Origin of the sequence: Sphingobacterium shayense (assembly GCF_013179575.1) — a bacterium.
In the GTDB taxonomy this organism is placed as follows: Bacteria; Bacteroidota; Bacteroidia; order Sphingobacteriales; family Sphingobacteriaceae; genus Sphingobacterium; species Sphingobacterium shayense.
Window position 1 is genome coordinate 1 of sequence record NZ_JABMCQ010000116.1, and the last position, 13,036, is coordinate 13,036.

13 protein-coding genes are annotated in these 13,036 nt (G+C 40.3%); 8 read left to right on the forward strand and 5 right to left on the reverse strand.

Annotated elements, in window-relative coordinates; translation table 11 throughout:
• The coding region (locus tag HP439_RS13130; RefSeq protein WP_172390795.1) for a carboxy terminal-processing peptidase at nt 1-894 on the forward strand (894 nt) is incomplete at its 5' end.
• Nucleotides 895-1,215: 321 nt separating this feature from the next.
• On the opposite strand, the gene HP439_RS13135 is transcribed toward HP439_RS13130, so the two are convergent.
• The 4 genes from HP439_RS13135 to HP439_RS13150 all read right to left on the reverse strand — a co-directional run bounded on the left by HP439_RS13135 (nt 1,216) and on the right by HP439_RS13150 (nt 4,908).
• Nucleotides 1,216-2,496, reverse strand: coding sequence for a sugar MFS transporter (locus HP439_RS13135; protein WP_246229354.1), 1,281 nt, complete (start codon nt 2,494-2,496; stop codon nt 1,216-1,218).
• 244 nt (nt 2,497-2,740) lie between these two features.
• Nucleotides 2,741-3,178 carry a hotdog fold thioesterase gene (locus HP439_RS13140; RefSeq protein WP_172390796.1) on the reverse strand — a complete coding sequence of 146 codons (438 nt, stop codon included), beginning with the start codon at nt 3,176-3,178 and terminating at the stop codon, nt 2,741-2,743.
• Nucleotides 3,159-3,692 carry a DinB family protein gene (locus tag HP439_RS13145; protein WP_172390797.1) on the reverse strand — a complete coding sequence of 178 codons (534 nt, stop codon included), beginning with the start codon at nt 3,690-3,692 and terminating at the stop codon, nt 3,159-3,161. The genes HP439_RS13140 and HP439_RS13145 overlap by 20 nt, the downstream gene beginning before the upstream one ends.
• The gene (locus tag HP439_RS13150) at nt 3,673-4,908 is read right to left on the reverse strand and encodes a sensor histidine kinase (protein ID WP_172390798.1); all 1,236 of its coding nucleotides are present in this window, start codon (nt 4,906-4,908) and stop codon (nt 3,673-3,675) included. Before HP439_RS13150 ends, HP439_RS13145 begins: the two co-directional genes overlap by 20 nt.
• A gap of 95 nt (nt 4,909-5,003) precedes the next feature.
• Between HP439_RS13150 and gltX the strand changes: the two genes are divergently transcribed.
• Together gltX and HP439_RS13160 are read left to right on the forward strand one after the other, a co-directional pair.
• Nucleotides 5,004-6,524 carry a glutamate--tRNA ligase gene (gene gltX, locus HP439_RS13155; protein WP_172390799.1) on the forward strand — a complete coding sequence of 507 codons (1,521 nt, stop codon included), beginning with the start codon at nt 5,004-5,006 and terminating at the stop codon, nt 6,522-6,524.
• A 90-nt stretch (nt 6,525-6,614) separates the two neighbouring features.
• Nucleotides 6,615-7,466 carry a sugar phosphate isomerase/epimerase family protein gene (locus HP439_RS13160; protein ID WP_172390800.1) on the forward strand — a complete coding sequence of 284 codons (852 nt, stop codon included), beginning with the start codon at nt 6,615-6,617 and terminating at the stop codon, nt 7,464-7,466.
• Between the two features lie 47 nt (nt 7,467-7,513).
• Here the strand turns inward: HP439_RS13160 and HP439_RS13165 are convergent, their stop codons facing one another.
• Nucleotides 7,514-8,773 (reverse strand): NAD(P)/FAD-dependent oxidoreductase, encoded by a 1,260-nt coding sequence (locus HP439_RS13165; protein ID WP_172390801.1) that lies wholly within the window; start codon nt 8,771-8,773, stop codon nt 7,514-7,516.
• 120 nt (nt 8,774-8,893) lie between these two features.
• On the opposite strand from HP439_RS13165, the gene flxA reads away from it, so the two are divergent.
• From flxA to HP439_RS13190, 5 genes are all read left to right on the forward strand, one after another.
• A complete protein-coding gene (gene flxA / locus HP439_RS13170; RefSeq protein ID WP_172390802.1) occupies nt 8,894-10,414 on the forward strand; it encodes a flexirubin biosynthesis tyrosine ammonia-lyase FlxA in 1,521 nt (506 codons plus the stop codon).
• Nucleotides 10,415-10,417: 3 nt separating this feature from the next.
• Nucleotides 10,418-11,158, forward strand: a complete 741-nt coding sequence (gene flxB, locus HP439_RS13175) for a flexirubin biosynthesis SDR family reductase FlxB (protein ID WP_246229355.1) — start codon at nt 10,418-10,420, stop codon at nt 11,156-11,158.
• Nucleotides 11,159-11,168: 10 nt separating this feature from the next.
• Nucleotides 11,169-12,395: a beta-ketoacyl-[acyl-carrier-protein] synthase family protein gene (locus HP439_RS13180; protein ID WP_172390803.1), complete on the forward strand. Its 1,227-nt coding sequence runs from the start codon at nt 11,169-11,171 to the stop codon at nt 12,393-12,395.
• Nucleotides 12,388-12,639 carry an acyl carrier protein gene (locus HP439_RS13185; RefSeq protein ID WP_172390804.1) on the forward strand — a complete coding sequence of 84 codons (252 nt, stop codon included), beginning with the start codon at nt 12,388-12,390 and terminating at the stop codon, nt 12,637-12,639. The genes HP439_RS13180 and HP439_RS13185 overlap by 8 nt, the downstream gene beginning before the upstream one ends.
• Nucleotides 12,640-12,656: 17 nt before the next feature.
• Nucleotides 12,657-13,036: hypothetical protein (locus HP439_RS13190; protein WP_216657845.1), on the forward strand; the 380-nt coding region annotated here is incomplete at its 3' end.

Consider the following 13,036-nt stretch of genomic DNA (forward strand, 5'->3'; position numbering starts at 1 on the left):
GTATTGGATTTGCGTAATAACGGTGGTGGATCGCTACAAGAAGCAATAGAATTAACAGGATTATTTATTGATAAAGGACCGGTCGTTCAGGTACGGGATGTTCGTGATCGTGTTGAAGTCGATAATGATGAAGAACCTGGAGTCGCCTGGGGAGGACCGTTTGGTGTGTTAATTAATGGTTTCTCTGCGTCTGCATCCGAAATTTTTGCTGGGGCGATTCAAGATTATGGCCGAGGTGTGATTTTGGGATCTAAATCCTATGGTAAAGGAACGGTGCAGTCAGCGATTGAAATGGAGCGCTTTATCAGTGCAACCAACAAGCTATTAATAAAGGCACGTGGTGGGGAAGCCGATCCGGACACTCCAACTGGAGCCCCTGAATATGGTCAGATTAACATTACAATGGGGAAATTTTATCGGGTGAATGGCAGTAGTACACAACATAAAGGGGTAACACCAGATGTCGCATTTCCAACACAATTTTCTTCAGAAAAGTTTGGCGAGAGTTCTGAACCCTCAGCATTGCCATGGGATCAGATCGAGCCCTCGAATTTCAAAAAAATAACTGACCTATCAACAATCACGAGTAAATTGAATACGCTCCATGAGGACCGTATGAAATCTTCTCCAGAGTATGCGTATTTGCTTGAAGACATTGAAGAATTCAAGAAATTAGATTCTATTCAAGAAATCAGTCTCAATGAGGTCGAGTTACAAAAAGAACGTGACAAAACAAAAGCAAAAAACAGAGCTCGTATTAATAAAGGGTTAGAAATTCGTGGACTACCGTTATGGAAAGAAGGCGAACCACAGCCTAAAACAGAGTTTGATTTCGTATTGGATGAAAGTTTAAATGTGATGTCGGATTATATTAATCAGACGAAATCGGAATAAAACCCGCTTTCGATCGCAATAGTTTCTGAGAACGGTCTATTGTTTTCTCAACGACAATACATCATTTGACAATACTATATTATCCTTTCAAGGCAATCTAGAACTGCTTTGAAAGGATTTTTTTATATGAATTATCGGATTTTCGTGGAGGACGCGGATAAGTATTGAACGTGAATTGTTTACATTGGGGCGAGTGACTGCCGAGAGCTTTCCGTGTCATCATTTCTGTTGAGTTTTTTCGATGATGTATAAGGACAGATTTGATTAAACGAAACAGGGCGATCAATATGAACGCCCTGTTTCAAATATCATTATTGTCGTTTATTTACCTACTTTGTGTCCTTTTACTGCAAAGAAAAGGATATACAGATAAGCTGGTATCATCGCGTATAAGAATGCATGTTGAAAATCTATATTCAAGGTGTCCTTAAGGTATCCGTAAACAAGGGGCCAAATAGCTCCTCCTGCAATACCCATAATCATAATAGCCGATCCTGTTTTCGTAAAACGGCCTAGACCCTTTATTCCCAAAGGGAAAATTGCTGGCCACATTAACGCGTTTGCGACGCCTAATAGGGCAACGAATATAAACGAAGTAGTCCCGGTAGTGAACACTGAAATTATGGTGAAGATGATACCGATGAGTGTACATATACGAAGTGCGAACTGTTGAGAAACGAATCTTGGTATTGCAATTATGCCTACAATGTAACCAACGAGCATACATGCCAATGTAAAGGCGGTAGCATAAGTAACAAAGAAATGGTGGACATTTAATTCTCGTCCGTAAACACCGATAATATCCCCCGCCATTACCTCAACCGATACACAAAAGAAGATGGCTAATGAACCTAAAAAGAGATGTGGATACTCAAACACGCTCTTCTTCTTAGTTTGTTGGACAGCGGAAAGATCAACTTCTTCTTCTGCATCAACGTCAACTTCGGGTAGTTTTGTAAATTTTAGGAATATGGCAAATAAAACAAAAATAACGGCAAGAGCAATATAAGGCGTGTGTACACGTGCTACTAGGCTGTCGAGAATTACATTTTTCTCCGCTAGGTCAACAGCCGCTTCTAAACGCGTCGTAACTTCACCGGCGTCTTTTAGGAAAAGTGTACCGAATAGGATTGGGACAATAATACCCGCGGTTTTATTGAAAAATCCAGCAATAGAGATGCGTTGTGCTGCGCTGTCAATCGGGCCAATTATACTTAAGTAAGGGTTAACGGCAGTTTGTAATAAAGCCATTCCTGATCCTTGAATGAAAATACCAGTTAGAAATAAACTATAACTTCTGTTATCGGCTGCGGGGATGAATATAAGAGATCCAAGACCTAAAATCAATAGACTAACGACTAATCCATTTTGAAAGCCAATCTTTTTTAAGATCCAAGAACTGGGAATCGCCAAGAAGAAATACGCAATGTAAGAAGCAAAGGTTACAAAAAAAGCTTGTAGGTCGGTCTCGAGGTTACAGGCTATCTTCAAAAAAGGAATTAAGGTTCCGTTGGCCCATGTTATAAAGCCTAAAATAAAGAACAGGGCACAACAGATGGCCATAGGCCTAAATTCTGTCTTACCGGAGGTAGTTGTACTCATCGTGTTATATTAAATTGTTAGTTTATGTCATAAAATACAATCCCGGCAGTTTGCCTTGGTAATTTTGTATATACAAGACTAATAAAATATATTGATATAATGAAGAGTTGTACTTTACTCAAACGGTTGCACGAATATAAAAAATTGGAGAGCCTCCGTTGGGCGGAGGCTCTCCAAAACCTAAACCGTATCATAAAACCATTTCGATGGTATATATATAATACAGAATAGATAAAATATTGTTTTAAAAAGAGTTGTTTTTTTTAATGATGGCAACTGTGAGCCTCGAAATACAAACAGGCTGTTGTTGTTCATCTTTAATTCTGATATCCCAAACATGACTAGTGCGACCTATATGGACCGGTGTACAGTATGCATTAACTATGCCGGAGGAGACGGATCTAAGGTGATTGGCGTTGATTTCCATTCCTACACCAACGTATTTCGAATTGTCAATAATCATATTAGAGGCGACGCTGCCGACGGACTCTGCGAGTACTACAGAGGCGCCGCCATGAAGCAAGCCAAACGGCTGTTTTACTCGGTCTGTTACAGGCATTTGTGCAACTAACAGATTTGAGTCGATCTGAGTCGCCTGAATCTCTAGAAATCCTGTCATGTATTTGGCGAAGATGTCATTAACCTCGGCCAGCGAATAATTTTTAAACCAAAGTGTCGACATTTTCATTGTTTAAATAGCGTTCTCGTAAAATTATTCTGTGATGTGACAAATGTCCCGCCACAACGTATAGAAATGCTTTGACGGTTATTAAACGCCCTGATGCCATTCCTTTTCGTTCTAGTTCAGTCTCATTGAAGGTGTTAAAAAGGATTAAATTTGCTTTCCGAAGATGAATGAATTCTTCGATAATATCGTCAAAAGTACGTTCGTTGTGCCGGCCATTTTGCACGAATTCATCTTGTTCAAAAGGGGAGAGCTCCGTCATGTCGTTGCGTGCGAATCGTAATGCGCGATAAACCATCACGCGTTCAGTATCTATGATGTGACATAGAACTTCCTTAATTGTCCATTTCCCTGGAGCATAAGTGTAATCTCCCATATCTTCCGGAATGGTGCGTATAAATTCTGGGAAAGTGTCTAGTTGCTCCTGAAGTTCTTCTATGACGGGTCCAACAACATTTTCTATATAGTCACTGTAGATCGCTGGATATTCATCAGACTTGAGTGGGTTCATAACGCAAATTGCTTTTAAGTATAATTCTAAATGTAGTTCCTTTTCCTATTTCGGACTCTTTGACAAAAATTTGTCCTTGGTGATAGTCAACCATGCGCTTAGTTAAACTTAAGCCTAAACCCCAACCTCGTTTTCGTGTGGTGAATCCTGGCTGGAAGATAGTGTCAAAACTCGACTTAGGAATTCCTTTTCCTGTATCGCTAATGTCTATAAAAATTTCCTCTTTTGCAATGTTGTCGCTAATGTTAATCGTTATTTTTCCTTCCGACTCGATTGCGTTTACCGCGTTCTTTAACAAATTTTCAATGATCCAGTCGAACAATTGGATGTTCAATTTTGCCTCGACTGACTTGTCTCCATGGAGTTCAAAAATTATTTTCTCGCTTGTACGGATTTTGAAATATTGAACATAATCTTGTATGATACTATATACGCCATGATTAGTTAGGGTCGGTGTTGATCCTATCTTAGAGAATCTATCAGCAACAATTTCTAGGCGATTGACATCTCGTTCCATTTCGTTTAGTATACTGTCGTCCGTCGCGTCAAATTTGGTTCTGACTAGTTCGAGCCACCCCATAAGTGAGGAAATGGGGGTTCCAAGTTGATGAGCGGCTTCTTTCGCCATACCCACCCAAACGAGATTCTGTTCACTCTTTTTAATGGAGTTAAATACCGTGTAGGCAATGATTAAGAAGATAGCAATCAAAGAGAGTTGCAGATAAGGGAAAATGCGTAACTGTCGAAGTGGTTCAGAGTCTCTAAAGTAGACCGACCATTCTTCTCCAGTATCGAGATGTAAAGCGATAGGGCTGTGATTTCGCTTCATCGTCGCCAATTGGTCACGAAAATATGCCGGGTCATAGAATAAGTTGGAATCGGCTTGTTCTTTTATATTTGTTTTCGTGCTGTCCAAATCCCTCCAAAAAATAATGTTGTTATCCGCGTCTGTTATAATAGCTGGAATGCTGAGACTATCACGGACAGCATACACGAAACTAATAAATTGATCATCTACATCAGGCATTGTAACAATACTACGCGTGCTCATTGCCCAGACTTCTGCTTTGGTTCTTTCTGATTTGGAGAGACTTTTTACAAGATAATTTGTATACAATAATGATGCTGCTGCAATGAATGCTGCAAACAGAAAGAGAAATGCTTTCCATCGTTTTTTAGATTGGAGTTGATATAGATGGTCGTTGTTTTTTATCATTCAGTTGCAAAATAGCTATTTTTTAGCATACCTAGAAAAGCGAAACTCATAAACAGAATACTTAGTTTCCGATCATAAATACGTATTTTTGTAAGATGAGTTCACAAAGAAAGGTTAGGGTGCGTTTTGCACCAAGTCCGACAGGCGGTTTACATTTAGGAGGTGTACGGACAGCATTGTTTAATTATCTTTTCGCTAAACAACATGGCGGTGATTTTATTTTGAGAGTTGAGGATACTGACCAGACACGTTTTGTACCTGGAGCAGAAGAATACATAAATGAATGTTTAGAGTGGTGTCGAATTCTACCAGACGAGAGTCCCGATAAACCGGGCGCATGCGGTCCGTATCGTCAAAGTGAACGGAAAGCTTCTTACAGAGCCTACGCAGAGGCGTTGGTCGAAAAAGGATATGCCTATTATGCTTTCGATACGTCGGAGGAACTTGAAGAACAACGTAACGTACACCCAAATTTCCGTTATTCGCATGAGAATAGATTGGGGCTTCGTAATTCTCTTAGTTTAAGTGTAGAGGAAACAGATGCTCTTTTGGCCGCAGGGACGCCACATACGATACGGATAAAGATGCCTACGGACGAGACCATATATTTTGAAGATATGATCCGCGGAGCAGTTACCTTTGAAACTAATCTCGTGGATGACAAAGTCTTGTTAAAAGCCGACGGGATGCCGACCTACCATCTCGCAGTAGTGGTTGATGATAAAGCAATGGAGATCTCACATATTTTTCGGGGAGAAGAATGGTTGCCTTCGGCTCCGGTCCACATATTGCTTTGGGAATACTTAGGTTGGAAAGAAGAGATGCCGCATTGGGCTCACCTTCCATTAATTCTTAAGCCAGACGGGAAGGGAAAGCTAAGTAAACGTGATGGCGATCGATTAGGTTTTCCGGTGTATGCAATGAACTGGGCTGATCCTAAAACACGAGAAGTTACCAAAGGATTCCGTGAAACAGGCTTTTTGCCTGAGGCATTTGTGAATATGTTGGCGACCCTAGGGTGGAACGATGGGACCGAAAAGGAAATATTTACGTTGGAGGAACTTATAGCTGCTTTTTCGGTCGAAAGGATTAATAAATCTGGAGCGAAATATGATTTCGAAAAAGCGAAGTGGTATAATCATGAATGGATGAAGATTACACCAAATGAGATATTATTGCCGCAAGTAGAAGCAAGTTTTGCACAGTATGATGTTGCTTCTCCAAACGAATTTTACCTTGATTCTGTTCTATCGTTAGTCAAAGAAAGGATGACATTCGTAGATGATTTTTGGTCGCAAGCTTCATTTTTCTTTGTTGCGCCTAGGACACTAGATCTAGATGCAGTGAAGGGTAAATGGAGTGATGATAAGTCGGTATTTTTTAGTCAGTTGATTTCATGCGTTGACCAATTAGAAAATTGGAAAGCAGAAGAATTCGCTGTCTTGTTTAAAGATAAAGTAGCAAATTCAGGAATGAAAATAGGTGAACTGATGATGCCCTTACGCATTATGCTTGTTGGTGGAAAATTCGGTCCTGACGTTTTTCAGATCGCGGAGCTTCTTGGTAAAGAAGAAGTTAATTCCCGTGTGAATTATGCTCTAGGGTTATTAAACTAATTTAATTCGGCTCACTTATTATTAAAGTGGGCTGAACTAAATAGTTTTTTTTGTACTTTAGGTAATAAAAAAACCTCAAGTATAACAAAAATGAAGAAAAAAACCTATTACCTTTTGATCGCTACCGTATGCTTTTTTATGGTAGCTTGCTCAAGCCCAAAACAACTCGCTCAATATCCTGAAGAAAAATTAGATTGGAAATTGGGATCGCAAGCCTATACTTTTAGACTTTTCTCTTTTGCAGAGGCACTTGATAAAATTCACGCAAGTGGTTTACATTTTGTAGAGGCCTTCCCTGGTCAGACGATCGGTGCTGGAAGCGAGGAAAAATTTACGTACGAATTATCAGAGGAAGGACGAAAGCTTGTTAGAAAACTTTTGAAAGAGAAAAAGGTAACCTTACACGCCTACGGGGTAGTTGGCGCCAAGGATGCTCAAGAATGGGAAAAAGTGTTTGCTTTTGCCAAAGAACTCGGAGTAAAAGTCATCACTTGCGAGCCTGATGAGAAACATTTAGATGTTGTTTCGGATTTATGTGATAAATATGATATTAAAGCCGCTATCCACAATCACCCGAATCCTTCCCATTATTGGAATCCGGAAACTGTATTGAAAGCCATAGATGGAAGGAGTCCTCGGATGGGGGCCGCGGTGGATGTAGGGCATTGGATGCGTTCTGGTTTAGATCCCGTAGAATGTTTAAAAAAATTAGAGGGGCATATCATTCATTCTCATTTTAAAGATTTGAATGAATTTGGTGATAAAAAGGCACATGACGTCCATTGGGGTACAGGGAAACTTCCGATTGAAGCAGTAATCGCAGAGCTCAAAAGACAGAAGTTTACCGGCATGTTGTCGGCGGAGTATGAATATAATTGGGAAAATAACCAACCCGATGTGCAGGCTAGTGTAAGCAATTTTCGCGCGTTATTAAAGAAGTAAACGATTGATAGAGGCTGCTTTGAACGATGAAGATAGCCTCTATTTTTTTAGTCAAATGCATCGCTCGAGAATGATTGGTTATTCTTGAGCATGTATGCCATTGTACGTATTACTCGGTCGTGTTTTTTTACGAACGGATTTTCTTCGTTCCACACATATCCTGCAAGAACAGCACAGATTTTTCGTTTAACCTCTGGGTTTTCAGGACGGTGAAAGAATAACGTCTGAAGGTTCCCCGTGTACCACTCTTTTACATATGTCGTAAACACATCAATCCCTCTTTGCATATAATCAGCGTATTCGGTCTGCCAATCAATTGTTTCTCCCTGTAACTGTCTGTGTACTAATTTCGCTGAAAGTATTCCTGATTCGGTGGCGAAACACACCCCTGAGGAAAATACTGGATCAAGAAATTCTGCACTGTTTCCGGTAAGAGAATAGCCGTTTCCATACATTTTTGTTACGGCTGAAGAATAGTTTTTGAGATGTATAGGTTCAAATTCGAAAATCGTATTTTCAAAACGATTTACGTAAAAATCAGATAGCTGTATGGCCTTCCTTAAGGCTTCTGCTGTTCCTTTTTCTCCCTTCAATTGCTCAATAAATGCTGTATCTGCAACAAGGCCTAAGCTCGTTAGGCCATTTGAAAATGGTATTACCCAAAGCCAAACCTCCGTATCAAGTACATCAAATGAGATTTGGGTTCCTTTTACGCCGTCTAATCTATTTATATCTTTCACATGAGTGAAGATGGCTGAATGTGGATTAAGCTGAGAAGTTTTATTTAGACCCAAAAGTCGAGGTAATACTCGTCCGTAGCCACTGGCATCTATTACAAATTTTGCTTTTATCTGCGAGCGAACTCCTAATTTATCTTCGATTGTCGTTATGGATGTCGATTTTTCAAATTGAATATCCGTTGCGGTGGTTTCAAATTGGATGTCAACACCCTTACTTTTAAGATCTTGAGTCATTACCATATCAAAATCCGCCCGGGGTGCTTGCCAGGTCCAATCCCATCCTTCCCCGAATTTATCGCTGAAGTCGAAAACACTAAATATGTCACCACGGATAAACTCCGCACCTCTCTTTTTTTCAAAACCATAGCGGTCTAGAGCTTCTAAGAGGCCGGCTTCTTGAAAATTATCCATGACACGAGGAATCAGACTTTCACCTACGACAATTCGCGGAAACTTCGATTTTTCAATAACTTTTATATGTACCCCTTTCCGCTGTAGGTAGCCCGCAGCGACACAACCAGAGGGTCCGGCACCAATAATTAAAATATCAACTTCCTGGATATCCATGTTGGTGGATTAAAATTAAATTATATTACTTTTGCCCTATTAAACTTGAAGCCAAAGATAAGAGTTATCTCATTGCTTTTTTGAGTATAGTCAAAATTAGAAAAGAATACGTTCGATTAAATGATTTCAGTAGAGAAAAAAATAACGTTACTACAGTTTTACGATATAATATTTAATGGGCAACCATTAAGTATAGATCGAGAAGTATGGCGTATCGTGGAAGAAAGTCATACATTTCTTAAAGCATTTGCTGCAGATAAAGTCATTTATGGCGTAAACACGGGCTTTGGGCCAATGGCGCAATATCGTATTAAAGACGAAGACACACACCAGTTACAATACAATCTGATTCGCAGTCATGCTGCTGGGACGGGAGAGCTACTCTCCCCAATCCAGATTAAGGCCGCTATGTTAACCAGATTGTTAAACATTTCTAAAGGGAAGAGTGGTGTTCATAAAAGTGTGATCGCCCTCCTAGGGGAACTTATAAATCGAGACATCACTCCGGTTATCTTTGCCCACGGGGGGGTAGGAGCGAGTGGTGATTTAGTGCAGCTAGCACATCTAGCACTTGTATTGATAGGAGAGGGCGAGGTTATTTTTCGAGGTGAACGAAAACCAACATCAGTGGTTTTTGCAGAACAAGAATTAAAGCCTATTGAAGTCGTTGTACGAGAAGGCTTGTCTTTAATCAACGGAACCTCAGTCATGACTGGAATCGGCTTAGTCAATTATTTTCTAGCTCAAAAACTACTTGATTGGTCCTTATGGTTATCCAGTTCGATGAATGAGGTGGCAAAAGCGCATGATGATCATTTTTCGTTAACCTTAAACGAAGTCAAATTGCACGAAGGACAAAGGGAAATAGCTCGGCGAATGCGCGTACATTTGGATGATAGCTCTTTGATAAAAAAGCGTGAAGAGGATCTGTATTCTGGCAACAATCAGGAAGAAATTTTTAAAGACAAAGTACAGGAATATTATTCCTTGCGTTGTGTTCCCCAGATTTTAGGACCAATCCTTGAGACAATTGAACAAGTCGGACGAGTTCTTGAGGATGAACTTAATTCTGTGAGCGATAATCCTATCATATCAGTCGAAGATAAGAATGTTTACCATGGCGGTAATTTCCATGGAGACTACATTTCGTTGGAGATGGACAAACTCAAATTAGCGATTACACGTTTAACGATGTTGTCTGAACGGCAACTCAATTATCTTATGAATGAGAAAATAAACGGGATACTACCCCCTTTCGTGAATATGGGTAAGCTCGGGTTTAATTTTGGAATGCAGGGTGCACAATTTACCGCAACTTCCACCACTGCGGAAAACCAAACACTCGCTACCTCGATGTATATTCATAGTATCCCCAATAATAACGATAATCAGGATATCGTAAGTATGGGGACGAATGCTGCCGTTATTACACATAAAGTGATTGTCAATGCTTTTGAAGTTATTGCAATACAAATGATGTCAGTTTGCCAAGCGATCGATATTTTAAGTTACCAAAATTTTGTATCTTCAAAGACAAAAGCGGTATATAACGATGTTAGAACGATGGTTCCTGCATTTTCGGACGATAAGCCACTTTATCATGCAATACAAAAGGTGAAAGATTATTTGATGCAGCGATAATATATGGATAAATTGAGATGTGCATTAGTTACAGGAGGTTCTCGAGGCATTGGTAGACATATTTGTCAAAAATTAGCGATTGAACTCGGGTATCATGTGTTGATAAATTATCAAGGTAATCAGGAGGCTGCCCTAGAGTGTCTAGCGATCATTAACAATTTGGGCGGCACAGGCGAGATCATAAAATTTGATGTCGGTGTAAATCAGGACGTAAAACAAGCGCTAGACACGTGGACTGAAAACAACCCTACAGCCGTGATGGAGGTTATTGTCAATAATGCAGGGGTTGCTAGAGATGGGTTGTTTATGTGGATGTCTGAAAGCGATTGGTCCATAGTACTGCAAACTTCATTGCAAGGGTTTTATAATGTTACTAACTTCTTTATTCAAAAATTACTGCGTAATCGTTACGGCCGTATCATAAATATCGTGTCTGTTTCTGGATTGAAGGGTACAGCCGGTCAAGTTAATTATTCGGCCGCTAAGGCCGGTGTTGTCGGTGCAACAAAAGCGTTAGCGCAAGAAGTCGCAAAACGTAATATTACGGTAAACGCTGTTGCTCCTGGGTTTGTGAGGACCGATATGACAAAGGATATGGAGGAAGGAGATTTGGTGAAAATGATCCCAGCAAAACGTTTCGGAGAACCTGAAGAAGTAGCGGATCTTGTTTGTTTCTTAGCTTCTAGGAAATCGGGATATATTAATGGAGAGGTTATCAATATAAATGGGGGAATATATTCGTAAGAGAAGGTAAATGGACAGGCGTGTAGTAATAACAGGAATGGGGATTTATTCGTGCATAGGAACGAATTTGGGGCAAGTGCAAGAGTCATTATTCAATGGCGCGTCGGGTATAGTGATCGACGAACAGCGCTTGGCTTTTGGTTTCAAATCCCCCCTTACAGGCATGGTGCCAGTGCCCGATCTTAAACAGATTCTTGGGCGCAGGCAGCGTATCAGTATGGGAGAAGAATCTGAGTATGCATATATGGCGACAACGGAAGCGTTAAGGAATGCAAGAATTTCCGAAGAAGAGTTACTTTCCCGAGAGGTTGGTATTTTATATGGGAATGATTCTGTTTCCAAAGCGGTTGTCGAAGCAATCGATATTGCGCGGGAGAAACGTGATACACAACTGATAGGTTCCGGGGCAATATTCAAGTCCATGAATTCAACGGTGACGATGAACTTAGCGACAATTTTTGGCCTTTCAGGCGTCAATATGACGATCAGCGCCGCATGTGCGAGTGGGTCTCATGCCATTGGCCTAGGGTTTATGTTTATCCAACAAGGTATGCAAGATCTAATTATCTGTGGGGGAGCCCAAGAGATTAATCCTTATGCGATGGCGAGTTTTGATGGTTTAGGTGTATTTGCCACAGATATTGAACATCCAACAATGGCTTCCAGACCGTTTGATAAACGAAGAACCGGGCTTGTACCGAGCGGCGGAGGAGCGACCGTTATACTTGAAAGCTATGAGTCTGCGATCAAGCGTAATGCTCCTATTATCGCAGAAGTGGTCGGCTATGGATTTTCCTCAAATGGAGGGCATATTTCTACTCCCAATATTGACGGTCCTGCAAAGGCGATGCGACGCGCCCTTGAGCAGGCCGGTTTGAAACCAGACGACGTTTCGTATATCAATGCTCATGCTACCTCAACGCCAATTGGGGATGCAAATGAAGCTAAGGCGATTTTGGATGTTTTTGGCGGTAATCCTTACGTTAGTTCCACTAAATCAATGACTGGTCATGAGTGTTGGATGGCAGGTGCTTCTGAAATTGTCTATTCTACGTTGATGATGCAACACGACTTTATTGCTCCAAATATTAATTTGCAAGAACCTGATGACGCGATTCGAGAATTAAATTTAGTTTCAAGTACGTTAAAACAAGAATTTGACATATATTTGTCTAATTCATTCGGATTTGGTGGTACTAATTCCGCGCTGGTAGTAAAGAAATTTAATAATGGATAAAGTGAGTGTACATCATAAGATTAACGAAATATTGATAGAAGAGTTTGAGGTGGATAAGGCGGTTATCAATCCGGAAGCATCTCTTAAAGAATCACTCGACTTAGATAGCTTGGATTATGTGGACCTCGTTGTCATTATTGAATCGAACTTTGGCGTGAAATTAAGTGAGTCGGACTTCGCAGGTATGGTGACATTTCAAGACTTTTATGACACTGTAGAACGAAAAATTGCGGTGAAGCATTAAAAATAACGAACTAAATTATGCGCCAATGGGACGGAAAATCTAAAGGAACACTCCTTGGCTATAAGATTTTTATATTTTTAATTAAAAAGTTTGGCGTTCGTTCCGCTTATGGACTGCTATATTTCGTGGCTGCTTACTACTTCCTTTTTTACCCACAAAGTTTTCGAAATATTTTTTTTTACCTAAATAAAAGACAGGGAAATAGCCCATGGAAATCTTTTTGGAACGTCTATCGAACATACTACGTATTCGGTCAAACTATTATAGATAAGGTAGCGATTTCTGCTGGTTTTCGTGATCAATTTACCTACGAATTTGATGGTATAGAAGTGCTTAAAGATTCTCTGGCGAGGAAACAAGGAGGGATTTTAATATCGGCGCACGTTGGGAATTTTGA

Bases quoted from the DNA above. Each gene is read 5' to 3' on its own strand.
- HP439_RS13135 (WP_246229354.1), bottom strand. From the start codon at position 2,496: ATGAGTACAACTACCTCCGGTAAGACAGAATTTAGGCCTATGGCCATC.
- HP439_RS13140 (WP_172390796.1), bottom strand. From the start codon at position 3,178: ATGTCGACACTTTGGTTTAAAAATTATTCGCTGGCCGAGGTTAATGAC.
- HP439_RS13145 (WP_172390797.1), bottom strand. From the start codon at position 3,692: ATGAACCCACTCAAGTCTGATGAATATCCAGCGATCTACAGTGACTAT.
- HP439_RS13150 (WP_172390798.1), bottom strand. From the start codon at position 4,908: ATGATAAAAAACAACGACCATCTATATCAACTCCAATCTAAAAAACGA.
- gltX (WP_172390799.1), top strand. From the start codon at position 5,004: ATGAGTTCACAAAGAAAGGTTAGGGTGCGTTTTGCACCAAGTCCGACA.
- HP439_RS13160 (WP_172390800.1), top strand. From the start codon at position 6,615: ATGAAGAAAAAAACCTATTACCTTTTGATCGCTACCGTATGCTTTTTT.
- HP439_RS13165 (WP_172390801.1), bottom strand. From the start codon at position 8,773: ATGGATATCCAGGAAGTTGATATTTTAATTATTGGTGCCGGACCCTCT.
- flxA (WP_172390802.1), top strand. From the start codon at position 8,894: ATGATTTCAGTAGAGAAAAAAATAACGTTACTACAGTTTTACGATATA.
- flxB (WP_246229355.1), top strand. From the start codon at position 10,418: ATGGATAAATTGAGATGTGCATTAGTTACAGGAGGTTCTCGAGGCATT.
- HP439_RS13180 (WP_172390803.1), top strand. From the start codon at position 11,169: ATGGACAGGCGTGTAGTAATAACAGGAATGGGGATTTATTCGTGCATA.
- HP439_RS13185 (WP_172390804.1), top strand. From the start codon at position 12,388: ATGGATAAAGTGAGTGTACATCATAAGATTAACGAAATATTGATAGAA.